Genomic DNA, 23,914 nt, shown 5'->3' with positions numbered 1-23,914 from the left:
GGGGCCGCTTTGCGACCCAGCGGGAGCAAGCTCCCTCGCCACAGGGTTTTGTGTTTACAGGGTCAGGGTCAATTGACTGACCAGTGCTCCCGGCAGTAGCGCGGACGCGGTGGCCCGTTGGCTGTAGGTGCTGGCCGACAGCATCAGCTCTCGTTCACTCGTCAATGCTTCCAGCTGTGAACCCAGCAGGCTGTAGGCGCTGTCATCAAACCGCATGGTGCTGACCGGGGCCTGAATCTCGCCGTTCTCGACCCAGAAGGTCGCGAAACGGGTCATGCCGGTCATGCGCGCTGCCGGTTGGTCCGAGTAGTTCAAATACCACAGGTTGCTGATGTACAGACCGGTGCCCAGTTGCTTGAGAATCTGCGCATCAGGCAACGTGCCAGCCGCCATATTCAACGCACTCGGCGACTCACCGCCCCCCGCGCCGTTGGCCGTCAGGCCGTATTCGGCCGCACTGCGCGAATTCACCAACCGTTCGCCTGCCTTGCCTTCAACGATCAGTTTCAGGTCGCTGCGTGGGTAACCTTCGCCGGAGAACGTCGGGCTCAGGGAGCCGCTGACCTTTTCATCCAGCGAGACAAGAGGGCTGAACGTGTTGTCGCCCGCGTAGAGCTTTTGCAGCGGGCTGTTTTTGCTGGCAATCGACTGCGCCGAAAAGCCACCCCAACAGAGCATGCCGACAATCTCTTCGAGCGCCGCCGGTGCCAGGTACGCGCGGTACTGACCCGGCGCCAGGGTGCGCAGCGGCCGCCCCAGAAACGCCAGTTGCTCGCGTGCTTGCTGGAAGCGTTTGGCAAAACCTTCGCTGTTCCAGTCGTGCCCGGCGTAGCTGGCCTTTACGGCCTGGCCGTTGGCGTGGAACAGGCTGAAGTCGAAGTTGAAACTGTTGGCCTGATGCCAGCCGAACGCGCCGCAGGCACTGGCAAAGCCCCGGCTGATCGGACCGGCCGCGTAGAAGCCGACCAAATCCAGACCTTCGGCGGCACGGGCAATCTCGGCGACCACGCGCTCGGTGTCCGGCAGCGGATGGTCCTGCACGTTCTTGCTTTGCCAGTCGTCATGGTTAAGCAGCAGGTAAGGATCCTGCGGCAGCAACGGCAGGGTTTCGCGCAGCTGTTGCAGGCCTTCGGCCAGGCGCTGCCGGTCAACCTCAGGGTCGCCGGCGAGGGTGATGTTCAGGTCGGCATGCCGACCGTCATTGATCAGTTTGAAACCCAGGCTGGCCTGTTGAACCTGACCCGCCTGGCGGACCTTGGCGTGGTTGAAACGTACGAACGCCGACGATTCGGCGGCGTAGCTCAAGGTGAACTGCTCAGGCTCGCGCACTGCATCACGCAGCCACGCCACCAGTCCTTTGAATTGTTCGACCTGACTCAAGACCGTCCCCATCAGGCGTCTCCTCCGAATACGTCAATGTTGCTGAAAACGCAGGCTGGCGAGGCGTGGCCGACGCGAATGACCTGGTTCGGCTCGCCCTTGCCGCAATTGGGCGTCCCCAGGACCTTGAAGGTGCTGGCGTCGCCGACTGCGCTGAGGTTGCGCCAGAAGTGGGAGGAAACCCCGCGGTAGTTGGGGTTTTTCACCACGCCCTTGAGCTCGCCGTTTTCGATCAACTGGCCCCATTCGCAACCGAACTGGAATTTGTTGCGCGCATCGTCAATCGACCATGAGCGGTTGGTAGACATCAGCACCCCGTGTTCGATGTTGCCGATCATGCGCTCGAGCGGTTGGTCGCCGGGCTCGATGTTCAGGTTGGCCATGCGGTCGATGGGCGGACGGTTCCAGCCACAGGCGCGGCTGTTGGCGACACCGTCCAGGCCTGCGCGAAATTGCGAGAGCGCGCCGCCCAAAGGACGCTGAAGCACGCCTTCGCGGATCAGGAATTGCTTGCTCGCGGCGGTGCCGTCGTCGTCATGGCCGTAGCTGGCGAGTTCTTCCGCAATGCCCGGATCGAAGGTCACGTTGAGCAGGCTGGAGCCGTATTGCAGGCTGCCGAAGTCACTGGTTTTGACGAAACTGGTGCCGGCGTAGTTACGCTCGTCGCCGAGGATGCGGTCCAGTTCCAGCGGATGGCCGATGGACTCGTGAATTTGCAGCATCATCTGGTCGGGCATCAGCAGCAGGTCGCGTTTGCCTGGCGGAGTGTTCGGTGCCAGCAGCAGTTGCAGCGCCTGATCGGCGACATTCGGCGCGGCGCCGATCAAGCCGCAGCGGCTGATCACATCGCCACTGCCTTGCTGGCCGAAGTTCTCGCGGCCCAGGCTACGGGTCTGGCTGTCGTTGCCGTCGTAGGCGGTGACGTCCAGCCCCGGATAGACAAAGCGTTGCGCCTGGCGCAGTTCGGCACCGGCACTGTTGAGGTAGATCTGCTCGAGGTGAGTGATGCCGATGCTGACTTCCCAGTTCACCAGCCGCTCATCCTTGGGCACGGCGGCCGATTCGGCGCCGAGCAGTTGATAGCAGTCGCTCAGGGATGGGAAGGGTTGTTCCAGGTTCGGCGAAAAGTAGTCGGCGCGGTCGCTGGACACCGGTTGCTGGCGTAGGTCGAGCAGGGCGTGGGCGGCGATCGAGCGGGCCTGTTGTTCGGCGCGGTCGAGGGCGGCTTGCAGACCGGATGGCGACAGGTCGTTGGTCGCGGCGTAGGCTTCGACGCCGTTGACCCGGGCGGTCAGCATTGCGCCTTCGTCACGGCTCAGGCTTGGCGGTTCTGCGACGTTCTTGCGCACCGACAGGTACTGGCCGGATTCACGGACATAACGCAGCGAAAAGAATTCAGCGCCCGTGCGCAAGGCGGCAAAACGCTGCTTGAGCTGGGGGTGGAAATCGAACATGCGGGGACCTCCTTGTTATGGAGTGGCGGCGGATGGGACCACCCCTCACCCTAGCCCTCTCCCCAGAGGGGCGAGGGGACTGACCGTTGTGTACTCGCGAAATATTGCGACCTGAAAGATCCGGTCGAACTCAGGTTTTGAACAGCATGAAGATCGGCCCCCTCTTCCCCCCTGGGGAGAGGGTTGGGGTGAGGGGGCGATCTCAAGTCTTACCAATTCAGACCGGGCAACCCTTGGCGCGCAATATGGCGTCGAAACGGTCCGGGTCCAGCGTACCGGCCTCGATAGCCGCAAGCGTAGCCTTTTCTCGTGCCAGCAGGTCGTGGCAACGCACCAGCAGTTCTGGCAGTTCGCTGCGCGAGGCAGCCACCACGCCGTCACCGTCGCCGATCATCAAGTCACCCGGTGCCACCAGCATGCCGGCGCAGGAAATCGGGACGTTGATTTCGCCGCCGCCGTCGGTGCTCGGGCCACGGTGTACGCCGCCAATGGCGTAGGCCGGCAGCTCACCGGTTTGCCATTCATCGAGGTCGCGCAGGGCGCCGTTGATCACCACGCCAACAATCCCGGCCTTGAGGGCCATGGCGCGCATGATGCCGCCGAACACGGCACGGGTCAGGTCGGCGCTGCCGTCGATCACCAGCACATCGCCGGGGCGGGCCATCTGCATGGCTTTGAGGATCATCAGGTTGTCGCCGGGGCGCACGCGCACGGTCAGCGCGCTGCCGAGCATCGGTGCATTGCCGTGGAAAGCTTTCAGGCCCAGGCCGCCGACGTTGCGCCCCAGGCAGTCGCTGACAGCGGCGGCGGGGATCTCGCTGAATTCTTTCAGCCATTTCGGATCGAGGGGTTCAACGTTGGGATTGATCAGGTAGCCGGTGGGCCATTTGCTCGAAGAGACGACATCAAACATGAGAAAGCCTCGTGGCCAGCCAGGTGGCGGCGTGTCGGTTGGGGCGGGGAGGTGAAACGTTTGCGCGGTGACTAGAGTAGGCCGGTGCGGGGGGTAGGATCAAGGGTGAAGCGGGTTACAGCCGGAAGTGATGTGTTGTTTGGTCGGGCGCCATTCGCGAGCAAGCCCGCTCCCACATTGGATTTGCGTCGAATCACTATTCAGCGTTCAACACAGATCAAGTGTGGGAGCGGGCTTGCTCGCGAAGGCAGCGCCGCGGTGTAGCGATTACTGCGCGGTTGGGCCCACTTCACGCAGCGGCTTGCCACGTACCGGGGCTTGGCCTGCGACGTAGTACTTGGCCTGGCTGCGTGGCAGTGGCTGACGGCCGCGGATCTTGTCGGCGATTTTCTCGGCGATCATGATCGTTGGGGCGTTCAGGTTGCCGGTGGTGATCAGCGGCATGATCGAGGCATCGATCACACGCAGGTTCTGCATCCCGTGGACGCGACCCTGGCCATCGACCACGGCCATCTCGTCGGTGCCCATCTTGCACGAGCAGGACGGGTGGAACGCGGTTTCAGCGTGTTCGCGGATGAACGTGTCCAGTTGCTCGTCGGTTTGCACGTCGATGCCCGGGCTCAGTTCACGACCACGGAACGCGTCGAGTGCCGGCTGCTGCATGATTTCACGGGTCAGGCGGATGCCGTCACGGAATTCCTGCCAGTCTTGCTCGGTGGCCATGTAGTTGAACAGGATGCTCGGGTGCTGGCGCGGATCCTTGGATTTGACCTGGATGCGGCCGCGGCTTGGCGAACGCATGGAGCCCATGTGCGCCTGGAAACCGTGCTCTTTCACACCGTTGCTGCCGTTGTAGTTAATCGCGACCGGCAGGAAGTGGTACTGAATGTTCGGCCATTCGAAATCCGGACGCGTGCGGATGAAACCGCCGGCTTCGAACTGGTTGCTGGCGCCGATGCCAGTGCCGTTGAACAGCCACTCGGCACCAATGGCCGGCTGGTTGTACCAGAGCAGCGACGGGTACAGCGAAACCGGCTGGGTGCACGCGTATTGCAGGTACAGCTCCAGGTGGTCTTGCAGGTTCTCGCCTACACCCGGCAGGTCGTGAACCACTGGGATGTCCAGGCTCTCCAGCAGCTTGGCCGGACCCACGCCGGAGCGTTGCAGGATTTGCGGCGAAGCAATCGCGCCGCTGCACAGCAACACTTCTTTGCGCGCACGGGCTTCAACGCGTTCCTCAGCGCTGCCCACCAGGTAACGCACGCCAACGGCACGCTTGCCGTCGAACAGAATCTTGTCGGTCAGGGCGTGGGTGACGATGTTCAGGGTCGAACGCTTTTTGGCCGTGTCCAGGTAACCGCGAGCGGTGCTGGAGCGACGGCCTTTAGGCGTTACGGTACGGTCCATCGGGCCGAAACCTTCCTGCTGATAGCCGTTCAGGTCTTCGGTACGTGGGTAACCGGCCTGTACGCCTGCTTCAACCATCGCGTGGAACAGCGGGTTGTTGCCAGCTTTAGGGGTGGTCACGCTGACCGGGCCTTCGCCGCCGTGGTAGTCGTTCGGGCCGATGTCACGGGTTTCTGCCTTGCGGAAATACGGCAGGCAATCCAGATACGTCCAGTCTTCCAGCCCCGGGTTTTTCGCCCAGCCGTCGTAGTCCATGGCGTTACCGCGGATGTAGCACATGCCGTTGATCAAGGACGAACCGCCCAGGCCCTTGCCACGACCGCATTCCATGCGGCGGCCGTTCATGTGTGGCTCTGGATCGGTCTCGTAGGCCCAGTTGTAGCGACGGCCTTGCAGCGGGAACGCCAGCGCCGCAGGCATTTGCGTGCGGAAGTCGAAACGGTAGTCCGGGCCGCCGGCTTCGAGCAGCAGGACGGTGACGCCTTCGTCTTCAGTCAGACGGGTCGCCAGGGTGTTACCGGCAGAGCCGGCACCGATGATGATGTAATCGTATTCTTGGGACATTGAATGCACCCTCTTGAAAAGTGGTCAGGTCGCGGTGGCCGAGCTGCCACTGACTTGTGGCGAGGGAGCTTGCTCCCGTTCGGCTGCACGGCAGTCGCAAAATCTGCGACCGAGTTCTGTCTGAATGAGTGCGGTGCCTGGAGTTGGGGCCGCTTCGCAGCCCAGCGGGAGCAAGCTCCCTCGCCACAAAGGGCGGCAACTCCAGAACCGCGCCAGATCAGAAAACCGAAGCGTAATCGCCCAGTTCGACCTGTACCGATTTGATGCGAGTGAAGTTGTTCAGCGAGCTGATGCCGTTTTCACGACCCACGCCCGACTGCTTGTAGCCGCCGACCGGCATCTTGGCGTCGGACTCGCCCCAGGCGTTGATCCAGCAGATACCGGCTTCCAGTTGATGAATCACGCGGTGAGCGCGGTTCAGATCCTTGGTGACGACGCCAGCGGCCAGGCCGAAGTCGGTGTCGTTGGCACGACGGATCACTTCTTCTTCGGTTTCATAGGTCAGGATGCTCATCACCGGGCCGAAGATTTCTTCGCGCACGATGGTCATCTCGTCGGTGCAGTCGGTGAACACGGTCGGTGCCACGAATGCGCCTTTGGCGAATTCGCCTTCGGTCAGACGGCTGCCGCCACACAGAACGCGAGCGCCTTCTTCTTTACCCTTGGCGATGTAACCCAGCACGCTCTCCATGTGAGCGAAGCTGACCAGCGGGCCGAAGTTGGTGTTTTCGTCTTCCGGGTTGCCAACGCGGATGCGCGCAACGCGTTCAACAATCTTGGCTTCGAAAGCGGCTTTCAGGTGGCTCGGTACGAACACGCGAGTGCCGTTGGTGCAGACCTGACCGGAGCTGTAGAAGTTGGCCATCATGGCGGTGTCGGCGGCGCGATCCAGATCGGCGTCGTCGAAAATGATCAGCGGGGACTTGCCGCCCAGTTCCATGGTCACGTCTTTCAGGGACGAGGCAGAAGCGCTGGCCATGACCTTCTTGCCAGTGTCGGTGCCGCCGGTGAAGGAGATTTTTTCGATGCGCGGGTGCTCGGTCAACCAGGTGCCGACTTCACGGCCGCTGCCGGTCAGTACGTTGAACACGCCTGCTGGCAGGCCGGCTTCGGTGTAGATTTCAGCCAGTTTCAAGGTGGTCAGGGAAGTGACTTCGCTTGGCTTGAAGATCATCGCGTTACCGGCCGCCAGGGCTGGAGCGGATTTCCACAGGGCGATCTGGATCGGGTAGTTCCATGCGCCGATACCGGCCACGACGCCTAGTGGCTCGCGACGGGTGTAGACGAAAGAGGTGGTGCGCAGAGGAATCTGCTCACCTTCGATGGCCGGAACCAGGCCCGCGTAATATTCCAGCACGTCAGCGCCGGTCACGATGTCAACGTAACGGGTTTCGGAGTACGCCTTGCCGGTGTCCAGGGTTTCCAGGGCGGCCAGTTCATCGTTGCGCTCGCGCAGGATATCCACGGCACGACGCAGGATGCGCGAACGTTCCATGGCGGTCATCGCGGCCCAGATTTTCTGGCCTTTTTCGGCGCTGACGACAGCGCGCTCAACGTCTTCTTTTGTTGCACGTTGCACCTTGGCGAGAACTTCACCGTTAGCCGGGTTGATGGCTTCGAAGGTGGCATCGCTGCCAGCGTCGGTGTAGCCGCCGTCAATGTAGAGTTTTTGCAGTTCGAAACGGGCCATAAAGTCCTCGCAAGTGCATAAGTAGTGGGCGTTGACCACCGGGCGTGCCGTAAAACCTGGGCAACGCTGATCAGTGGCCGTTCAGGGGCCGAGCGTTATAGGTGCTCTAGCGCTCCTGCTTAGCCAGTTGGAAATCCATGTATTCGTAAGCGATCCGTTGCGCCTGCTCGGTGTCGAAAGCGTCTCCCGACAGCGCGCCGCGCAACCACAAACCGTCGATCAGGGCTGCCAGGCCGCGTGCGGCACTGCGTGCTTGATCAAGCGGCAGCACTCGGCGGAACTCGCAGCACAGGTTGGAATACAGGCGGTGATCGTTGATCCGCTGCAACCTGTGTAAAGACGGCTGGTGCATGCTGGTGGCCCAGAAGGCCAGCCAGGTTTTCATTGCCGGGCCATTGACCTGGCTGGCGTCGAAGTTGCCTTCGATAATCACCTGAAGATGAGCCCGTGGGCTGTTATCCCCCAGCGCCTGGCGGCGCGCGGTGACGTTCTCGCTGAGGACGTTCATCAGGTACCGCATCGTGGCGGCGATCAGGCCGTTCTTGTCCTGAAAATAATGACTGATGATGCCATTCGAGACACCGGCCAAACGGGCGATCAGCGCAATGCTGGCGTCCCCCATACCGACCTGATCGACCGCCTGCAACGTGGCTTCGATCAATTGCTGGCGGCGGATGGGTTGCATACCGACCTTGGGCATCTTGCACATCTCCTTAGGCCTTCCGGAGGTCGACAATGCGGCTTCCGGATTGAGGGCCAGTCTATTTTGTTTTGATTGAACGTTCAATCAACAAAGAATAAGATCTGCGACAAATCGTCGCTGCTTACAGATTTTTCCTACGTGTAACTGGCGAAAGACGACATCTGAAAATACTCGAAACCCACGCGGGGCATGGCGTGGATCGACGTAACCAAGGTCGCGAACGGACGTGTTGAATGGGCAAGACGCTTGAGGTCCTGTGTCGCGGTACCCCCGCGCGCAAGGCTTGCGGCCCTGGTTTTCAACGCAATCCCTGTGGTTTCGGGCTTTTTTCGGGGTGTCTTTATATCACCCGCTGGTCGGCTGCCAACTAACCGATTGGTCGGGTACTGCTTTGCCTTGTGTCCTTCTCTCGCACTGCCTGGAGCATCTGTGCAATGAGTTCTGCCTCTCTTATAAAGACCCCACCCGAGAAGGTGACGGTCAACGGTTGGGTGTTCTACACCTCGACCGCACTGATCCTGCTGTTGACCGTTATTCTCATCACCGCGCCGCAAGAAGCCGGGAGAATTCTGGGGATAGCGCAAGCCTGGTTGTCGCGCAGCTTCGGCTGGTACTACATGGTGGTGATTGCCGCCTACCTGGTGTTTGTCGTCGGCCTGGCGTTTTCGTCCTACGGCAAACTCAAGCTGGGTAGCAAGGACGACACCCCGGACTTCAGTTATGGCGCCTGGGCCGGGATGCTGTTCTCGTCCGGTATCGGCATCTCGCTGCTGTACTTCGGTGCTTCCGAGCCGCTTGACCACTTTTTCAACCCGCCGGAAGGCGTGGCCGGCACCAACCTGGCGGCACGTCAGGCGGTGCAGCTGACTTTCCTGCACTGGGGCCTGCATGGCTGGGCGATCTACGCATTGGTCGGCCTGGCCGTGGCGTACTTTGCCTACCGTCATAACCAGCCGCTGGCACTGCGTTCGGCGTTGTACCCGCTGGTGGGCGAGCGCTGGGTCAAAGGTGCGGCCGGTCATGCGGTCGACGGCTTTGGCATGTTCGTGACTCTGCTGGGCCTGGTGACCAACCTGGGCATCGGTGCGTTGCAGGTACGTTCGGGGCTGGAAAACCTGTTCGGCATGGATCACACCGACACTAACCTGTTGATCGTGATCATCGTGATGAGCACCGTGGCGACCATCGCTGCCGTGTCGGGTGTGGAAAACGGCATCCGCCGTCTGTCCAACCTGAACATCGTGCTGTTCAGCGGTCTGCTGATTTTCGTGCTGCTGTTCGGCCCGACCCTGCACCTGCTCAACGGCTTCGTGCAGAACATCGGCGACTACCTGAACGGCGTGGTGCTGAAAACCTTCGACCTTTATGTGTACGTGGGCGACAACGAAAAATCCGAGCGCTGGTTGGGTCTGTGGACCCTGTTCTACTGGGCCTGGTGGATTTCCTGGGCCCCATTCGTCGGCATGTTCATCGCGCGTATTTCCCGCGGTCGTACCGTGCGTGAACTGGTGGCCGGCGTGCTGTTGATTCCGTTGGGCTTCACCCTGGCCTGGCTGTCGATCTTCGGTAACTCGGCCCTGGACCTGGTGATGAACCAGGGAGCAGTGGAACTCGGGAAGACGGCGCTCGAGCAGCCGTCCATGGCGATCTACCAGTTGCTCGAGCATTACCCTGCGTCGAAAATTGTGATCGGCGTGTCGATCTTTGTTGGTTTCGTGTTGTTCCTGACCCCGGCCGACTCCGGCGCGGTGATGATGGCCAATCTGTCCTGCAAGGGCGGTAACGTCGACGAAGATGCGCCGCACTGGTTGCGGATCTTCTGGTCGGTGGTGATCACCCTGGTGACCATTGGTCTGCTGCTTGCCGGTAACTTCGAAGCCATGCAAACCATGGTGGTGCTGGCCGGCCTGCCATTCTCGGTGGTGCTGGTGTTCTTTATGTTCGGCTTGCACAAGGCCATGCGCCAGGACGTGCAGATCGAGCAGGAGCAAGCCGAACTGGCGGCCCGTGGTCGTCGTGGTTTCAGCGAGCGGCTGTCGGCGCAGGACCTGCAACCGACTCAGTCGATTGTTCAGCGCTTCATGGACAAACACGTCAGCCCGGCACTGGAAGATGCGGCTGCACAGCTGCGCACTCAGGGTCTGGATGTTCAGACGTTGCTGGGGAAAGCCAAGCGTTGCATGGGCGTGCGGATCGAGATGGAAGAGGGCAACCCTTTTGTCTACGAAGTGAGCCTGGACGGCTACCTGGCCGCGCCAAGCGAATCGCCGAATGCCGATGAAGAGCGCAGCCGCTACTATCGCGCCGAGGTGTATCTGCACAACGGCAGCCAGGAATATGACCTGATGGGCTTCACTCAAGAGCAGATCACGCGTGATGTGATCGATCAGTTTGAAAGCCATCGGCAGCTCCTGGGCCGTGTCTATAGCTAAGGTTTGAAGGACGCGGTGTTTCAGTCTGAAGCACCGCGCTGACTTCTTCGCGAGCAAGCCCGCTCCCACAGGATGTTCACCGTACATGTGGGAGCGGGCTTGCCCGCGAAGGGGTCATCAGCCTCAAAGTGGCTTACCCCGTTGTCCCGATAAACAAAAACGCCGCGATCCTCTCGCGGCGTTTTTGTGTCTGCGGTCTTACCCCAGGTTCTTGCCGAGCAGTGCGTGATACAACTCGCTGTCGCCCAGAATCCCCACCACATGGTTGTTGTCGTGCAGCACCAGTTTGTTGCCGGTCTGATAGCGAATCTGCAACGCATCGCGCATCCCGATGTTCGAATCCACCAGCGTTGGACGACGGCCAAGGCCTTCGACCGCTTGCCCCGGAGCCCAGTTTTGCAGGTCCAGGCTTGAGCCGTTCTGCCGGGCACCCTTGATGGTGTTGCCTTCGGCCAGGTCCAGCCACGAGTCGCCACCCGGATCCAGACACACCGAACCGTTGATGCGTTTGCACTTGTCCAGGGTGCGCATCAGGCTGCGGCCGCACAGCACGTTGAGCGGGTTGGTGTGCGCGACGAAGGTGCGCACATAGTCATCGGCCGGGTTGAGGACGATTTCTTCCGGCTTGCTGTACTGGATGATCCGGCCGTCTTTCATGATCGCGATACGGCTGCCGAGTTTCAGTGCCTCATCAAGGTCGTGGCTCACGAACACGATGGTCTTGCTCAGTTTGTTCTGCAGTTCCAGCAACTCGTCTTGCAGGCCCTGGCGGATCAACGGGTCGAGTGCCGAGAACGGTTCGTCCATCAGCAGGATGTCGGCGTCCATCGCCAGCGCGCGGGCCAGGCCCACACGCTGCTGCATACCGCCGGAAAGCTCGTCGGGTTTCTTGTTGCGCCATTGGGTCAGGCCCACCAGTTCGAGTTTTTCATCGACCAGTTTTTTCCGTTCCTTCTCCGGCCGACCCTGCATCTCAAGGCCGAAGCTGATGTTTTCACGCACCGTCAGCCACGGCATCAGGGCGAACTTCTGGAAGACCATGGCGATGCGCTTGGTGCGCATCATTTTCAGTTCGGCCGGGGTGCAGGAGGCGATGTCGATCTGCTTGCCTTCATGTTCTACGAACAACTTGCCACGGCTGACGGTGTTCAAGCCGTTGATGCAGCGCAGCAGGCTGGATTTTCCAGAGCCGGAAAGGCCCATCAGCACGCAGATTTCGCCTTTCTCGATATCCAGGCTGGCTTTTTCAACGCCAACGATCTGCCCGGTCTGTTTCAGAATCTGGTCACGGGTCATGCCCTGGTCGAGCAGTTTCAGGGCTTCACGCGGGTCTTTGGAGAAGACCACGTCGACCTGATCGAAGCGGATTATGCTCATGCGTCACCCCCTACTTTGGCGTCGGGTTGTTTGCAGATTCGGTCGAGCATGATCGCCAGCAGTACGATCGCCAGGCCTGCTTCGAAGCCCAGGGCGATATCGGCAGTGTTCAGTGCGTTGACCACGGGTTTGCCCAGGCCGTCGGCGCCCACCAGTGCCGCGATCACCACCATCGACAGCGACAGCATGATGCACTGGGTGATACCGGCCGCGATGCTTGGCATGGCGTGGGGCAGTTCGATCCGTGAAAGCAGTTGACGGCGCGAGCAGCCGAAGGCTTTGCCGGCATCCATCAGTTCTTGCGGGACATCGCGGATGCCCAGGTAAGTCAGGCGGATGGGCGCGGCAATCGCGAACACCACCGTGGAGATCAGACCGGGGACCACGCCCAGACCAAACAGGGTCAGGGTTGGAATGAGGTACACGAACGTCGGCACGGTCTGCATCAGATCGAGCACCGGACGCATCATGGTGTAGAACATCGGCTTGTGCGCGGCGACGATGCCCAACGGCACGCCGATCACTACGCACACCAGGGTGGCGAACAGCACCTGGGCGAGGGTTTCCATGGTTTCCTGCCAGTACCCCAGGTTGAGGATCAGCAGGAAGGAGGCGATGACAAAAACGGTGAGCCCCCATTTGCGTTGAATGAAATGAGCCAGCAAGGCGATTAACCCGATCAATGCAAAAGGATTGAACCAGGTCAGCGCGAACGTCACGCCGTGGATCATCGTTTCCAGTGTCACGGCGATTGCGTCAAACGTGCTGGCGCCATGTTGCGTCAACCATTCAACGAAGCCCGCGATGTAGTGGCCTAAAGGGATTTTCTGATCAATCAGCATGGTAGTGAACGTCCGCATGCAAGGAAATGAACAGCCAGGCGGGCGAACCCGCCCGGCGTCAGCGATGTTACTGTTTCAAGGGTTCGGCAAGCTTGGCTTTCACGGCGTCCAGGCCTGGTTTTCCGTCAATGGTGGTCACGCCAGCGAGCCAGGTGTCGAGCACCTGTGGATTCTTTTTCAGCCAGGCCCGTGCGGCGGCATCAGGCTTCATCTTGTCGTCCAGGATATTGCCCATCAATGAGCTTTCCATGTCGACGGTGAACTCCAGGTTTTTCAGCAACTGGCCCACGTTGCTGCATTCCTGGGTGTACCCCTTGCGGGTGTTGGTCAGGACGGTGGCTGCACCGAAATCCGGACCGAAGAAGTCATCGCCACCGGTGAGGTACTGGATCTTGAAGCGCTTGTTCATCGGGTGCGGTGCCCAGCCCAGGAACACCACGGCGGTATCACGCTTCTGGGCGCGGTCGACTTGCGAGAGCATGCCGGCTTCGCTGGACTCGACCACTTTGAAGCCAGCGTCCTTAAGGCCGAAGGCGTTCTTGTCGATCATGCTCTGGATCAGACGGTTACCGTCGTTGCCCGGTTCGATACCGTAGATTTTGCCGTCGAGTTCTTTCTTGAATTTGGGGATGTCGGCGAAGTCATGCAGCCCTTTGTCGTACAGCGCTTGTGGCACCGCCAGGGTGTACTTGGCGCCCTTGAGGTTGATGCGCACGGTTTCGACGGTACCGGCGTCGCGGTAGGCCTTGATGTCGTTTTCCATGGTCGGCATCCAGTTGCCGAGGAAGACGTCCATGTTCTTGCCGTCGGCCAGCGACTTGTACGTCACAGGTACGGAAATCATGGTGGTCTTGGTTTTGTAGCCCAGAGCGTTGAGCACGACACTGGTGGTGGCGGTCGTGGCGGTGATGTCGGTCCAGCCGACATCGGAGAAGTTTACGGTGCTGCATTGTGCCGGTTCTGCGGCGTGAGCCAGAACCGGCAGACTCAGCAGGGCGGCCAACAACAACGAGGGGGAACCTTTCATGGGTGGACTCCTGAGTGTTTTTTTTTGGCGGTGTTCTAGCCGCACTTATGAGTGTTGCGGTTGGTGGGCGTGTGGGGGACAGCTCTGCCACGGTGCCTTGCAATCGAGTCGAGACTGATCATGGACCAGTGAAAATCTGACGCCTACAGGGTGCGTCGTATCCAGTACAGGGATGGTCGCATCCAGTGTCAGTGAGGTCGTTTACAGCTTTATTCCGACCTTTTTAGTCCTCTGAGCCGCAAAAAAACGGCCAAAACGAATCGTCTTGAGCCAGCGGCGTTGGTGGGCATGGGTGCGTCGGTGTGAGACGTCGAACGACCTTATAAAAGCCTGATGATGCGGCCATCTCGGCGGATTGCACTTTGAGCGTAGCAGCTCCGTCACCGGGTGTTTCTATGCCTGGAATGTGCTCGTTCTGGAGGTTTGCAGTTATGGCAATCAGTGTGTTCGACCTGTTCAAAATCGGTATTGGCCCATCCAGCTCCCACACCGTCGGCCCTATGCGCGCTGCGGCGCTGTTCGTAGAGTCGCTGCGTGAAAAGGTGCTGCTGGAGCAGGTGCACCGGGTTGAAGTTCAGTTGTTCGGGTCGTTGTCGGCCACCGGCATCGGCCACGGCAGCGACAACGCGGTGATCATGGGCTTGATGGGCGAATGGCCGGACGCGATAGACCCGTCGCAAATCGGCCCGCGCATCGACACCCTGCGTGAAACCCATACCCTGTTACTCGACGGTCGCCTGCCGGTGCCTTTCATCTGGGCGAGGGACATGCGCCTGATCGACGAGAACCTGCCGTTCCACCCCAACGCCATGACGCTGGTGGTCTTCGGTGAGCGCGGTGAGCTGCATCGCGACACCTACTATTCGGTTGGCGGCGGTTTTGTCGTGGACCAGGCGCAGGCGTCAAGCGGTGTGGTGGACCTGGACCGCACGGTGTTGCCGTACGACTTTTCCAGTGCGGTGGAACTGCTGGCGCTGTGTCGCAAGCACAACCTGCGTGTGGCCGAACTGATGCTGGCGAACGAGAAAGTCTGGCGTTCGGAGGAAGAAATTCGCGCCGGGCTGATGAAGCTCTGGCGGGCCATGCAAGATTGCGTCGAGCAGGGCCTCAAGCACGAAGGCATCCTGCCCGGCGGCCTGAATGTGCGGCGCCGCGCGGCCAGATTGCACCGCAGCCTGCAAGAACTGAACAAACCCAACGTGATCGGCTCGACCTTGAGCGCCATGGAGTGGGTCAACCTGTTCGCCCTGGCGGTGAATGAAGAAAACGCGGCGGGCGGGCGAATGGTCACGGCGCCCACCAACGGCGCGGCGGGGATCATTCCGGCGGTGCTGCATTACTTCATGAAGTTCAGCGAAGTGGTGACTGACGCGAATGTCGTCGACTACTTCCTTGGTGCGGCAGCCGTCGGGATTCTGTGTAAAAAGAACGCCTCGATTTCCGGAGCCGAAGTCGGCTGCCAGGGCGAAGTCGGTTCGGCGTGCGCCATGGCGGCGGCCGGGTTGGCGGAAATTCTCGGCGCCACCCCGGAGCAATTGTGCAACGCGGCAGAAATCGGCCTGGAGCACAACCTCGGCCTGACCTGTGATCCGGTTGGCGGGCTGGTGCAGGTGCCGTGCATCGAGCGCAATGCGATTGCTGCGGTGAAGGCTATAAATGCTGCACAAATGGCCTTGCGCGGTGACGGCCAGCATTTCATCTCGCTGGACCGAGTGATCCGCACCATGCGCGACACCGGCGCCGACATGCACGACAAATACAAAGAGACCTCGCGGGGTGGGTTGGCGGTCAGCGCGGTGGAGTGCTGAAACCGCAGAGACCTGTGGCGAGGGAGCTTGCTCCCGTTCGGCTGCGCAGCAGTCGTAAGGATCCAGGGCCGCTTCGCGTCTCAGCGGGAGCAAGCTCCCTCGCCACAGCAGACCAGTCAAATCTGCGCTCTGAACGAACACCCGATTCAAACCGCGCCACCTTTTGGCGCGTCGCAATCAGGTAGCCAATGTCCTCTCGGTCGGGCGTCACCCCAGGCCCCGACCACCCGTCACCCGTGCTTGGGGTGACACTTCTCGCCCAGCCCTTTTTAATGCGCTTCCCACAAGTGCTACCGATTTGCTCACACGCACCGGGGCGAGGGGCTTGCCGTCGTTGACGGCACTGAGGGTCCCCACTTGACGCGAGTCACATCCAGACACATCGCGACGTCGTTTTCAGGAGTTATTGAATGCTCATTCAACTTTAGGCATGGCAATTGCTCTGTCATATAAAAGCCCCGTCTCACGCAGAGAACGATGGCAATAAGAAGAGCCTCCGCCTGAGGCCATCACCCGCTTTGTGTGAGGAGATACCGCGATGACGTCGTTCAACTCCGGGGCTCAACCCCAGAACCGTGCGCCTCAATCCATCGGCTTTTTGCTGCTGGACAATTTCACGCTGATTTCCCTGGCTTCCGCAGTAGAACCCCTGCGCATGGCCAACCAATTGTCCGGTCGCGAGCTGTATCGCTGGACCACCCTCACCGTTGACGGTGGCCAGGTCTGGGCCAGTGACGGCCTGCAAATCACCCCCGACGCCTCCATGCACAAAGCCCCCGCCCTGGACACCGTGATTGTCTGTGGCGGCATCGGCATCCAACGCACCGTGACCCGTGAACACGTGTCATGGCTGCAAAGCCAGGCCCGTCAGTCCCGTCGCCTCGGTGCGGTCTGCACGGGTAGCTGGGCGTTGGCCTGCGCAGGTTTGCTGGACGGTTTCGATTGCAGCGTGCACTGGGAATGCCTGGCCTCGATGCAGGAAGCCTTTCCACGCGTGGTCATGAGTACGCGCCTGTTTACCCTCGACCGTAACCGTTTCACCAGCTCTGGTGGCACCGCGCCGCTGGACATGATGCTGCACCTGATCAGTCGCGATCACGGCCGTGAACTGTCGGCCGCAATCTCCGAAATGTTTGTCTATGAGCGTATTCGTAACGAACAGGATCACCAGCGCGTGCCGCTCAAGCACATGCTGGGCACCAATCAGCCGAAGTTGCAGGAAATCGTCGCGCTGATGGAAGCCAACCTTGAAGAGCCGATCGACCTTGATGAACTCGCGGTGTACGTCGCCGTGTCCCGCCGACAGCTGGAGCGGCTGTTCCAGAAATACCTGCACTGCTCGCCATCACGTTACTACCTGAAACTGCGCCTGATCCGTGCCCGGCAGTTGCTCAAGCAAACGCCGATGTCGATCATCGAAGTGGCGTCGGTGTGTGGGTTCGTGTCCACGCCGCACTTCTCCAAGTGCTACCGCGAATACTTCGGCATTCCACCGCGTGACGAACGCGTCGGTTCCAACACCACGCAACAAGTGGCGATGATGCCGCTGCCACAAGCACTGGTGCTGTCGCCGTTGTCCGGGCCGCTGTCGGCGTTGAGCCAGGCGCGTAACGAGTCGACTTTCGCCAGCGTAAGGCTCTAACTGAGCACGCTTTTGTGGCGAGGGAGCTTGCTCCCGCTGGGCTGCGTAGCAGCCCCAAATTGAAGAACGCGCAATGTCAGTCAAAACGCGGTTACCGGATTTGCGACCGCTTCGCGGTCGAGCGGGAGCAAGCTCCCTCGCCACAGAGAATGATCAGGCGCTACGGCTTTGCTGGTACTGCGCCAATGCCGGCAGCAATTGCTTGTCTATCGCCTGGCGCACGGCCGGCAGGATGGTTGCGCTGCTGGTGTACATCTGCTTGACCATGGTCCTCAAGGTCGAGGCCCGCACATCGTTCAAGCCGCGCACCGCGCACTCACAGGCCTGCTCTGCAGTAGCGCCACTGGGCACTTCAAATCCCAAAGCCTTGAGCTGGCCCAGCAGGTCTTCCTGGTCAATCAAATCGGCGTGCATCATGACGCAATCCTTCTTCAGGGAACGGTGTCGTGGCTCGATTCTGGTAGGGGTGAGGGGCATGGGCAAGGGCGAATTGTCGCAATGGCCGCGATACCTATGAACAGGTCGTTTTCGGCTAACTTGCGTGAGTGGGGAGTGGGCACACTGGATTTCGCTGGCTTCACGAAGGTTTGGTCACCCTCGCGCAACGGCTCCTCAACAGTAAATTCTGCCTCGATCCTGTCACGGCTTGATCGGGGTTTTTTTTGCCTGTGAATCAGGGAGGTGCGAGGTGTCTGGGCTTGCTCGCGATGAACGATGACGCGGTTTAGCGTTGCAGCACGAGGATCCGTGAGAGCAATTCATCACGGTCGATGTAGCAACCCTGGAAATGCCGGGCGCCGCTGGCGGGGTCGAAGGCGTTGCGGGCGTGGAGGGTGCGGCGGTTGTCGAAGCACCACAGCTCGCCGGGGTTGAGCCGCTGGGTCAGCCGAAAACGTGCTTCGCGGGTCATGGCAATAAAGCGTCGATAGGCGCGATACAGCCTGGGCATTTGCTCCACCGAGGCATCGAACGGCCCGCGCAGGAAGTTTGCCATGCGGATTTCCGACACCTGCCCCAGTGCATTGAGGGCGATGATTGGCGCCAGGCAGCGGTAGTCGCTGTGACGGTCCTTGTTGCGAAACTCCACGGGGATCTCGCACAGCGCGCAGAAGGCATCCGGGTCTTCCTGGCGCAGGGCATCGGCGATGGCAAAGCCGTCGACGAAAATGCTCTCGCCACCGTCAGCGTCATTGACCAGGCAATGCAGAAACTGCAGCCCCGGTTGCAACTCCCGTGTTGGCAGGTCGCTGTGCAGCGGCAGGTTGAAGGCGGTGTAGGCGTTGCTGTCGGCGTCGGCCTTGGACTGTACGTTGAACAGCACGCCGAAATTGCTCTCGCGGATAAACGAAATCCGCTGGGCGATGTGCGTCAGCGAACCGGGCTCTGTGGGCACTCCCCGAATCTGGGTCAGGCCAATGTCCCTCAGCGCCAACAGCCATTGCAGCAGGGCCTTGGGATCATCCATCACCGCTTGATAATCAAACACCGGCAGCGTCAGCTGGTTGTTCCACAACTGACTTTGGGGTTTGCCCGCACGGCGTTCGGCGCGGGACTCGTCGTCATAGGCGTGGGCTCGCAGCCAGCCGGGATCAAAGCGGCTGACGTGGCCGTCCAGCCAATCAATGGACAGACAGCCTTCGGCATCCACCTGGCTGACAACGGGGAACAGATCCTCTACGACATCGACGATTTCCAGCACCTGCTCGCGGGTCACGCTGTACACGCATACCGGACACGGGCAGTTGTCGCGCAGCCATGTGTGATGAAAGGGGCTGACCCGGCCATCGGCCCATTTCACCAGCACACGATCTGCCAAGGTTTGCACGGCAGTCAGGGCGCTGATCAGCGGGTAACGGCGAAAGTCGGCAACAGCGGTGGCGGTGTTCATGGGGGGTTCCTTTGAGCTGTTACTTCTCTGTTGGCAGTGCGATCACCCGGCCGATGTAGGCAGGTACGGGAAGGTCCGATTGCAGTGCGGTCATGGCCAGCAGTTTGTTCGCGACGGGCTCACTGAACGGTGCCGAACGTGGGCCTGCGAGGTCGACATGCAGCAGCATTTGTTCGTTACCCGCCAGTTCCTGCGCGTCGCCCACCCGGTGCAGGCTGTGATAGAGGTGCAGGCGCTTGCGGTCGTGGCCGATGATCTGGGTGTGTACCTCGACTTCGGCACCGAGCTTCACTTCGTGCAGGTAATTGAGGTGCAGCTCGAGGGTGAACAGCGAGTTGCCGCTGGCTTCACGGTTGTGGCTGTCCATGCCCAACTGGTCCATCAGCGCGTCGGTGGCGTAGCTGAAAATCAGCAAGTAGAAGGCATCGCGCAAATGGCCGTTGTAGTCGACCCAGTCGGGGATGATGGTGGTTTGATAGGTGGTGAGGGCTGGCATGGTTCAGGTTCCGACGTTGGTAGTGACTGGACTGCCGCTTTCGCGAGCAAGCCCGATCCCACAAGGACACTGCAAAACCTGTGGGAGCGGGCTTGCTCGCGAAGGGGCCAGACCTGCTGGCGAGTTATTCGCTGAAGGTCATGCCATGCTTTTCCTTGGTGGTTTTCACCGCTTCAAGCACCGCCAGCAGGCAGTCATCACGATAGCGCTCCAGCGCCGAAATGCTGTGGTTGCCCAGTTGATCGCTGGTGCCATCGACCACATCGTCGATCAGCTTGTCGGTCAGTTCCGGCGCGGGCAGGTAAGTCCACGGCAATTGCAGCGCCGGACCGAACTGCGCCATGAAGTGCCGCATGCCGGCATCGCCACCGGCCAGGGTGTAGGTGAGGAACGTGCCCATGAACGACCAGCGCAACCCGGCGCCAAAACGAATCGCATCGTCGATTTCGCCGGTGGTCGCCACGCCGTCGTTGACCAGGTGCAGCGCCTCACGCCACAGCGCTTCAAGCAGGCGGTCGGCGATAAACCCCGGGACTTCCTTGCGCACATGCAGTGGGCGCATGCCCAGCGATTCGTAGACCTTCATCGCCGCCTGCACCGCTTCGGGGGCAGTGTTCTTGCCGCCGACCACTTCCACCAACGGCAACAGGTAAACCGGGTTGAACGGGTGGCCGACCACGCAGCGCTCCGGGTGGGTCGAACTCTCGTAGAACTCGCTCGGCAACAGGCCCGAGGTGCTGGAACCGATCAGTGCATTGGGCTTGGCCGCCGCGCTGATTTTGCTGTGCAGTTCGAGTTTCAGCTCCAGGCGTTCCGGGGCGCTTTCCTGAATGAAGTCGGCATCACGCACGCACTCTTCGATGGTCGCGACAAAGCGCAGCCGATCCTGCGAAGCTCCGGGCGCCAGGCCTTGTTTTTCTAACGCGCCCCATGCGTTGGCGACGCGTTTGCGCAAGGCTGCTTCGGCACCGGGCGCCGGGTCCCAGGCCACCACATCCAGGCCATGGGCGAGGGCGCGAGATACCCAACCGCTGCCGATGACACCACTGCCCAAGGCTGCGAAGGTTTTGATTTCGGTGATAAAGCTCATGGTGAATTCCTGAGTAAATTTGGTGATTCCATGTGCAAGTGACGGTCAACCGCGCTTGGTCAGGCCCATTTTCTTGCGACCTTCAGCCGGGGTCAGGACGCGGGCGCCGAGGCGGCTGAGAATTTCCGAGGCGCGTTCGACCAGTTGGCCGTTGGTCGCCAGCACGCCTTTGTCCAGCCAGAGGTTGTCTTCCAGCCCGACCCGCACGTTGCCGCCCAGCAGCACCGCTTGAGCGGCCATCGGCATTTGCATGCGGCCGATACCGAAACCGGCCCACACCGCATTGGCGGGCAGGTTGTCGACCATGGCTTTCATGGTGGTGGTGTCGGCCGGGGCGCCCCACGGGATGCCCAGGCACAGCTGGAACAACGGGTCGTCGAGCAGGCCTTCCTTGATCATCTGCTTGGCAAACCACAAGTGACCGGTGTCGAAAATTTCCAGCTCGGCCTTCACGCCCAGCTCTTGAATGCGTTTGGCGCCAGCGCGCAGCTGGGCAGGGGTGGAGACGTAAATGGTGTCACCGTCGCCGAAGTTCAGGGTGCCGCAGTCGAGTGTGCAGATTTCCGGCAGCAGCTCTTCAACGTGGGCCAGGCGGGTCAGCGGGCCGACCAGGTCGGTGTTCGGGCCGAACTCCATCGGGTTTTCGCCGGCGCCGATTTCCAGGTCGCCGCCCATGCCGGCGGTCAGATTGACGATGATGTCGACGTCCGCCTCGCGGATGCGCTCCATCACCTCGCGATACAGCGCCACGTCACGGCTGAACTTGCCGGTTTCAGGGTTGCGCACATGGCAGTGGACCACGGTGGCGCCAGCCTTGGCGGCCTCCACCGCGGCGGCGGCAATCTGTTTTGGGGTGACCGGCACGTGGGGGCTCCTGGCGGTCGTGTCGCCAGCACCGGTGAGTGCGCAGGTGATGATGACGTCGTGGTTCATGGTGCGATTTCCTTCAGGCCGTTTTTCTGGGGCGTGGTTTTTGGGCGTAGTGAGCCCGTTCGCAGCATGGGTCGGCTGCGAAGATCGGGGGCTCAGTGCTACTGGCTGGTCAGTTGCAGGTTTTCGGCGGCCGGTTTGCCGTCGAAGGTGGTCACGCCTTCAAGCCAGCGTTGCTTGTCTTGCGGGTGATCCTTGAGCCACTGTTTGGCCGACTCGATAGCGTCCTTGTGATCCAGCAGCGGCTGCATCATCCGGCTCTCGTCTTCGGCGGTGAAGGTCAGGTTGCTCAGCAAGCGGCTGACGTTCGGGCACTGGCTGGCGTAGTTCGGGGCGGTCACGGTCCAGACAGTGGCCGAGCCTTCGTTCGGCCCGAGGGCGTTCTCGCTGCCGGTGAGATAGGTCATTTTCACGTTGACGTTCATCGGGTGCGGCGCCCAGCCGAAGAACACCACGGCTTCCTTGCGCCGCACGGCGCGATCCACCGCCGAGAGCATGCCGGCTTCACTGGACTCCACCAGTTGGAACTTGCCCAGGCCGAACTGGTTCTTGGCGATCATTTCCTTGATCTGGGTGTTGGCGCCCGAACCAGGTTCGATGCCGTAGATCTTGCCGCCCAGTTCTTTTTCGAATTTGGCGATGTCGGCGAAGGTTTTCAGGCCCTTGTCCGCCAGGTAAGTCGGTACGGCCAGGGTGGCGCGGGCGTCTTTGAGGCTCGGCTCCTGCAGGACGGTGACTTGTTTGCCGTCGATGAACGGGGTAATGGTCTGGGTCATCAACGGGTTCCAGTAGCCCAGGAACATATCCAGGCGCTGATCGCGGATACCGGCGAAGATGATTTGCTGGGAGGCACTGGTCTGTTTGGTCTTGTAGCCGAGGCCATCGAGCAGCACTTGGGTCATGGCGCTGGTGGCAATCACGTCGGTCCAGTTCACCACACCCATGCGCACGTTCTGGCACGCGGCGGGGTCGGCGGCCATCGCGCCGGAACTCAAGAAAGCGGTACCGCTGAGTGCAAGAACACAGCTGCTGATCAGTCGTTTCATGGTGGGATCCTCGGCAGGTCGTTATTGTGGGTTCCGGTGTCTGTGCGCCGGTAATGTCACGTTACGCAGCTAAGTCCCCGTGAAAGCGCACAGCGGCGACCTGCTCTTGCACAGTGGCGACCTGTGCCCTTGCCTGGCGCTTGCAAGTGGCGTATCAACGTCCACAGGCTACCCGTCATCCGAGTGCGTTCCATGCCCCAGGATTTCTACTTTCTGCTGATGCCGGGTTTCTCGGCGATCGGTTTCATCTCGGCGATTGAACCGCTGCGGGTGGCCAACCGTTTTCGCGGCGGGCTGTACCGCTGGCATGTGCTGAGTGCCGACGGCGGGCCGGTGTTGGCGAGCAATGGCATGTCGCTCAACGCGGATGCGGCGCTGGAGCCGCTGAAGAAGGGCGCGACTTTGTTGGTGGTCGCAGGCTTCGAACCGTTGAAGTTCGTCAATCCGGTGCTGGAGCACTGGCTGCGCCGCCTCGACCACGACGGCGTGACCCTCGGCGGCATCGACACCGGCAGTGTTGTCCTCGCCGAAGCGGGCCTGCTCGACGGCCATCGCGTGACCCTGCACTGGGAGGCCATCGACGCTTTCAAGGAATCTTATCCACAGCTCAGCGTCACCCAGGAACTGTTCGAAATCGACCGCCGCCGCATCACCTCGGCCGGTGGCACGGCGTCCATCGACCTGATGCTCGACCTGATCGGCCAGGCCCACGGCCCGGCGCTGGCGATTCAGGTCAGCGAACAGTTCGTACTGGGGCGTATCCGCCCGCGCAAAGACCACCAGCGCATGGAAGTTGCCAGCCGCTACGGCATCAGCAACAAGAAACTGGTGCAAGTGATTGGCGAGATGGAACAGCACAGCGAACCGCCGCTCAGCACCCTGGAACTGGCGGACTCAATCAAGGTGACGCGCCGCCAGCTAGAGCGCCTTTTCCGCTTGCACCTCAACGACACACCGAGCAATTTTTACCTGGGATTACGCCTGGAAAAGGCCCGGCAACTGCTGCGCCAGACCGACATGAGCGTGCTGGAAGTGAGCATCGCCTGCGGCTTCGAATCGCCGTCGTATTTTACCCGCAGTTACCGAACGCGCTTTGCGCGCTGCCCGCGGGAAGACCGACGACGGTTAGAGGATGGGCGGGAGGTGGTTTGATGGTGGTCTTGGGCTAGACACAAAACTACTGTGGGAGCGGGCTTGCTCGCGAATGCGGTGGGTCAGTCGACAT

The 23,914-nt window shown here is 61.0% G+C and carries 19 protein-coding genes; 4 read left to right on the top strand and 15 right to left on the bottom strand.

Annotated elements, in window-relative coordinates:
• Window positions 1-54: 54 nt before the first annotated feature.
• The 6 genes from AC1Z1G_RS25075 to betI all read right to left on the bottom strand — a co-directional run bounded on the left by AC1Z1G_RS25075 (window position 55) and on the right by betI (window position 8,108).
• Window positions 55-1,392, bottom strand: a complete 1,338-nt coding sequence (locus AC1Z1G_RS25075; protein ID WP_483623064.1) for a TldD/PmbA family protein — start codon at window positions 1,390-1,392, stop codon at window positions 55-57.
• The gene (locus tag AC1Z1G_RS25070; RefSeq protein WP_483623062.1) at window positions 1,392-2,834 is read right to left on the bottom strand and encodes a TldD/PmbA family protein; all 1,443 of its coding nucleotides are present in this window, start codon (window positions 2,832-2,834) and stop codon (window positions 1,392-1,394) included. Before AC1Z1G_RS25070 ends, AC1Z1G_RS25075 begins: the two co-directional genes overlap by 1 nt.
• Window positions 2,835-3,051: 217 nt before the next feature.
• Window positions 3,052-3,747, bottom strand: coding sequence for an RraA family protein (locus AC1Z1G_RS25065; RefSeq protein ID WP_347902431.1), 696 nt, complete (start codon window positions 3,745-3,747; stop codon window positions 3,052-3,054).
• A gap of 267 nt (window positions 3,748-4,014) precedes the next feature.
• On the bottom strand, window positions 4,015-5,718 hold the full coding sequence (betA, locus tag AC1Z1G_RS25060) for a choline dehydrogenase (RefSeq protein ID WP_483623059.1): 1,704 nt from the start codon (window positions 5,716-5,718) through the stop codon (window positions 4,015-4,017).
• A 217-nt stretch (window positions 5,719-5,935) separates the two neighbouring features.
• Window positions 5,936-7,408 (bottom strand): betaine-aldehyde dehydrogenase, encoded by a 1,473-nt coding sequence (gene betB, locus AC1Z1G_RS25055; RefSeq protein ID WP_347902429.1) that lies wholly within the window; start codon window positions 7,406-7,408, stop codon window positions 5,936-5,938.
• Window positions 7,409-7,514: 106 nt separating this feature from the next.
• Complete coding sequence (betI, locus tag AC1Z1G_RS25050) at window positions 7,515-8,108, bottom strand: transcriptional regulator BetI (RefSeq protein ID WP_347902428.1); 594 nt, start codon at window positions 8,106-8,108, stop codon at window positions 7,515-7,517.
• A gap of 494 nt (window positions 8,109-8,602) precedes the next feature.
• On the opposite strand from betI, the gene AC1Z1G_RS25045 reads away from it, so the two are divergent.
• Complete coding sequence (locus tag AC1Z1G_RS25045; RefSeq protein WP_347906289.1) at window positions 8,603-10,543, top strand: BCCT family transporter; 1,941 nt, start codon at window positions 8,603-8,605, stop codon at window positions 10,541-10,543.
• A gap of 198 nt (window positions 10,544-10,741) precedes the next feature.
• On the opposite strand, the gene choV is transcribed toward AC1Z1G_RS25045, so the two are convergent.
• From choV to AC1Z1G_RS25030, 3 genes are all read right to left on the bottom strand, one after another.
• Window positions 10,742-11,920, bottom strand: a complete 1,179-nt coding sequence (gene choV / locus AC1Z1G_RS25040; RefSeq protein ID WP_483623056.1) for a choline ABC transporter ATP-binding protein — start codon at window positions 11,918-11,920, stop codon at window positions 10,742-10,744.
• Window positions 11,917-12,762 (bottom strand): choline ABC transporter permease subunit, encoded by an 846-nt coding sequence (choW, locus tag AC1Z1G_RS25035; protein ID WP_483623055.1) that lies wholly within the window; start codon window positions 12,760-12,762, stop codon window positions 11,917-11,919. The genes choV and choW overlap by 4 nt, the downstream gene beginning before the upstream one ends.
• 67 nt (window positions 12,763-12,829) lie before the next feature.
• Window positions 12,830-13,789, bottom strand: coding sequence for a choline ABC transporter substrate-binding protein (locus AC1Z1G_RS25030; protein WP_483623053.1), 960 nt, complete (start codon window positions 13,787-13,789; stop codon window positions 12,830-12,832).
• Between the two features lie 431 nt (window positions 13,790-14,220).
• Here AC1Z1G_RS25030 and AC1Z1G_RS25025 point away from each other — a divergent pair, with 431 nt between their 5' ends.
• Window positions 14,221-15,597 (top strand): L-serine ammonia-lyase, encoded by a 1,377-nt coding sequence (locus tag AC1Z1G_RS25025; RefSeq protein WP_483623051.1) that lies wholly within the window; start codon window positions 14,221-14,223, stop codon window positions 15,595-15,597.
• Window positions 15,598-16,135: 538 nt separating this feature from the next.
• Window positions 16,136-17,239, top strand: a complete 1,104-nt coding sequence (gbdR, locus tag AC1Z1G_RS25020; RefSeq protein WP_483623050.1) for a choline metabolism transcriptional regulator GbdR — start codon at window positions 16,136-16,138, stop codon at window positions 17,237-17,239.
• 153 nt (window positions 17,240-17,392) lie between these two features.
• Here gbdR and AC1Z1G_RS25015 read toward each other — a convergent pair whose 3' ends face one another.
• From AC1Z1G_RS25015 to AC1Z1G_RS24990, 6 genes are all read right to left on the bottom strand, one after another.
• Window positions 17,393-17,656, bottom strand: a complete 264-nt coding sequence (locus tag AC1Z1G_RS25015) for a hypothetical protein (RefSeq protein WP_123426496.1) — start codon at window positions 17,654-17,656, stop codon at window positions 17,393-17,395.
• Between the two features lie 307 nt (window positions 17,657-17,963).
• Entirely contained in the window at window positions 17,964-19,127 is a 1,164-nt protein-coding gene (locus AC1Z1G_RS25010; RefSeq protein WP_483623047.1) for a gamma-butyrobetaine dioxygenase, read from the bottom strand.
• A gap of 19 nt (window positions 19,128-19,146) precedes the next feature.
• On the bottom strand, window positions 19,147-19,623 hold the full coding sequence (locus tag AC1Z1G_RS25005; RefSeq protein WP_483623045.1) for a thioesterase family protein: 477 nt from the start codon (window positions 19,621-19,623) through the stop codon (window positions 19,147-19,149).
• A gap of 124 nt (window positions 19,624-19,747) precedes the next feature.
• Entirely contained in the window at window positions 19,748-20,713 is a 966-nt protein-coding gene (locus AC1Z1G_RS25000) for an L-carnitine dehydrogenase (protein ID WP_483623043.1), read from the bottom strand.
• Window positions 20,714-20,758: 45 nt separating this feature from the next.
• Window positions 20,759-21,646, bottom strand: coding sequence for a 3-dehydrocarnitine:acetyl-CoA trimethylamine transferase CdhC (gene cdhC, locus AC1Z1G_RS24995; protein ID WP_483623041.1), 888 nt, complete (start codon window positions 21,644-21,646; stop codon window positions 20,759-20,761).
• Between the two features lie 98 nt (window positions 21,647-21,744).
• A complete protein-coding gene (locus AC1Z1G_RS24990) occupies window positions 21,745-22,689 on the bottom strand; it encodes a choline ABC transporter substrate-binding protein (protein WP_483623039.1) in 945 nt (314 codons plus the stop codon).
• Window positions 22,690-22,881: 192 nt separating this feature from the next.
• Here AC1Z1G_RS24990 and AC1Z1G_RS24985 point away from each other — a divergent pair, with 192 nt between their 5' ends.
• Window positions 22,882-23,841 carry a GlxA family transcriptional regulator gene (locus AC1Z1G_RS24985; RefSeq protein WP_483623037.1) on the top strand — a complete coding sequence of 320 codons (960 nt, stop codon included), beginning with the start codon at window positions 22,882-22,884 and terminating at the stop codon, window positions 23,839-23,841.
• The last annotated feature ends 73 nt before the right edge of the window (window positions 23,842-23,914 follow it).

Source organism: Pseudomonas sp. JL27(2026), assembly GCF_056933555.1.
Note: the sequence above shows the minus strand (reverse complement) of the source record. Positions and strands in the feature narration are given on the sequence as shown.

Excerpts from the sequence above, each read along its gene's own strand:
- AC1Z1G_RS25075 (WP_483623064.1), bottom strand. The coding sequence starts at position 1,392 with ATGGGGACGGTCTTGAGTCAGGTCGAACAATTCAAAGGACTGGTGGCG.
- AC1Z1G_RS25070 (WP_483623062.1), bottom strand. The coding sequence starts at position 2,834 with ATGTTCGATTTCCACCCCCAGCTCAAGCAGCGTTTTGCCGCCTTGCGC.
- AC1Z1G_RS25065 (WP_347902431.1), bottom strand. The coding sequence starts at position 3,747 with ATGTTTGATGTCGTCTCTTCGAGCAAATGGCCCACCGGCTACCTGATC.
- betA (WP_483623059.1), bottom strand. The coding sequence starts at position 5,718 with ATGTCCCAAGAATACGATTACATCATCATCGGTGCCGGCTCTGCCGGT.
- betB (WP_347902429.1), bottom strand. The coding sequence starts at position 7,408 with ATGGCCCGTTTCGAACTGCAAAAACTCTACATTGACGGCGGCTACACC.
- betI (WP_347902428.1), bottom strand. The coding sequence starts at position 8,108 with ATGCCCAAGGTCGGTATGCAACCCATCCGCCGCCAGCAATTGATCGAA.
- choV (WP_483623056.1), bottom strand. The coding sequence starts at position 11,920 with ATGAGCATAATCCGCTTCGATCAGGTCGACGTGGTCTTCTCCAAAGAC.
- choW (WP_483623055.1), bottom strand. The coding sequence starts at position 12,762 with ATGCTGATTGATCAGAAAATCCCTTTAGGCCACTACATCGCGGGCTTC.
- AC1Z1G_RS25030 (WP_483623053.1), bottom strand. The coding sequence starts at position 13,789 with ATGAAAGGTTCCCCCTCGTTGTTGTTGGCCGCCCTGCTGAGTCTGCCG.
- AC1Z1G_RS25025 (WP_483623051.1), top strand. The coding sequence starts at position 14,221 with ATGGCAATCAGTGTGTTCGACCTGTTCAAAATCGGTATTGGCCCATCC.
- gbdR (WP_483623050.1), top strand. The coding sequence starts at position 16,136 with ATGACGTCGTTCAACTCCGGGGCTCAACCCCAGAACCGTGCGCCTCAA.
- AC1Z1G_RS25015 (WP_123426496.1), bottom strand. The coding sequence starts at position 17,656 with ATGATGCACGCCGATTTGATTGACCAGGAAGACCTGCTGGGCCAGCTC.
- AC1Z1G_RS25010 (WP_483623047.1), bottom strand. The coding sequence starts at position 19,127 with ATGAACACCGCCACCGCTGTTGCCGACTTTCGCCGTTACCCGCTGATC.
- AC1Z1G_RS25005 (WP_483623045.1), bottom strand. The coding sequence starts at position 19,623 with ATGCCAGCCCTCACCACCTATCAAACCACCATCATCCCCGACTGGGTC.
- AC1Z1G_RS25000 (WP_483623043.1), bottom strand. The coding sequence starts at position 20,713 with ATGAGCTTTATCACCGAAATCAAAACCTTCGCAGCCTTGGGCAGTGGT.
- cdhC (WP_483623041.1), bottom strand. The coding sequence starts at position 21,646 with ATGAACCACGACGTCATCATCACCTGCGCACTCACCGGTGCTGGCGAC.
- AC1Z1G_RS24990 (WP_483623039.1), bottom strand. The coding sequence starts at position 22,689 with ATGAAACGACTGATCAGCAGCTGTGTTCTTGCACTCAGCGGTACCGCT.
- AC1Z1G_RS24985 (WP_483623037.1), top strand. The coding sequence starts at position 22,882 with ATGCCCCAGGATTTCTACTTTCTGCTGATGCCGGGTTTCTCGGCGATC.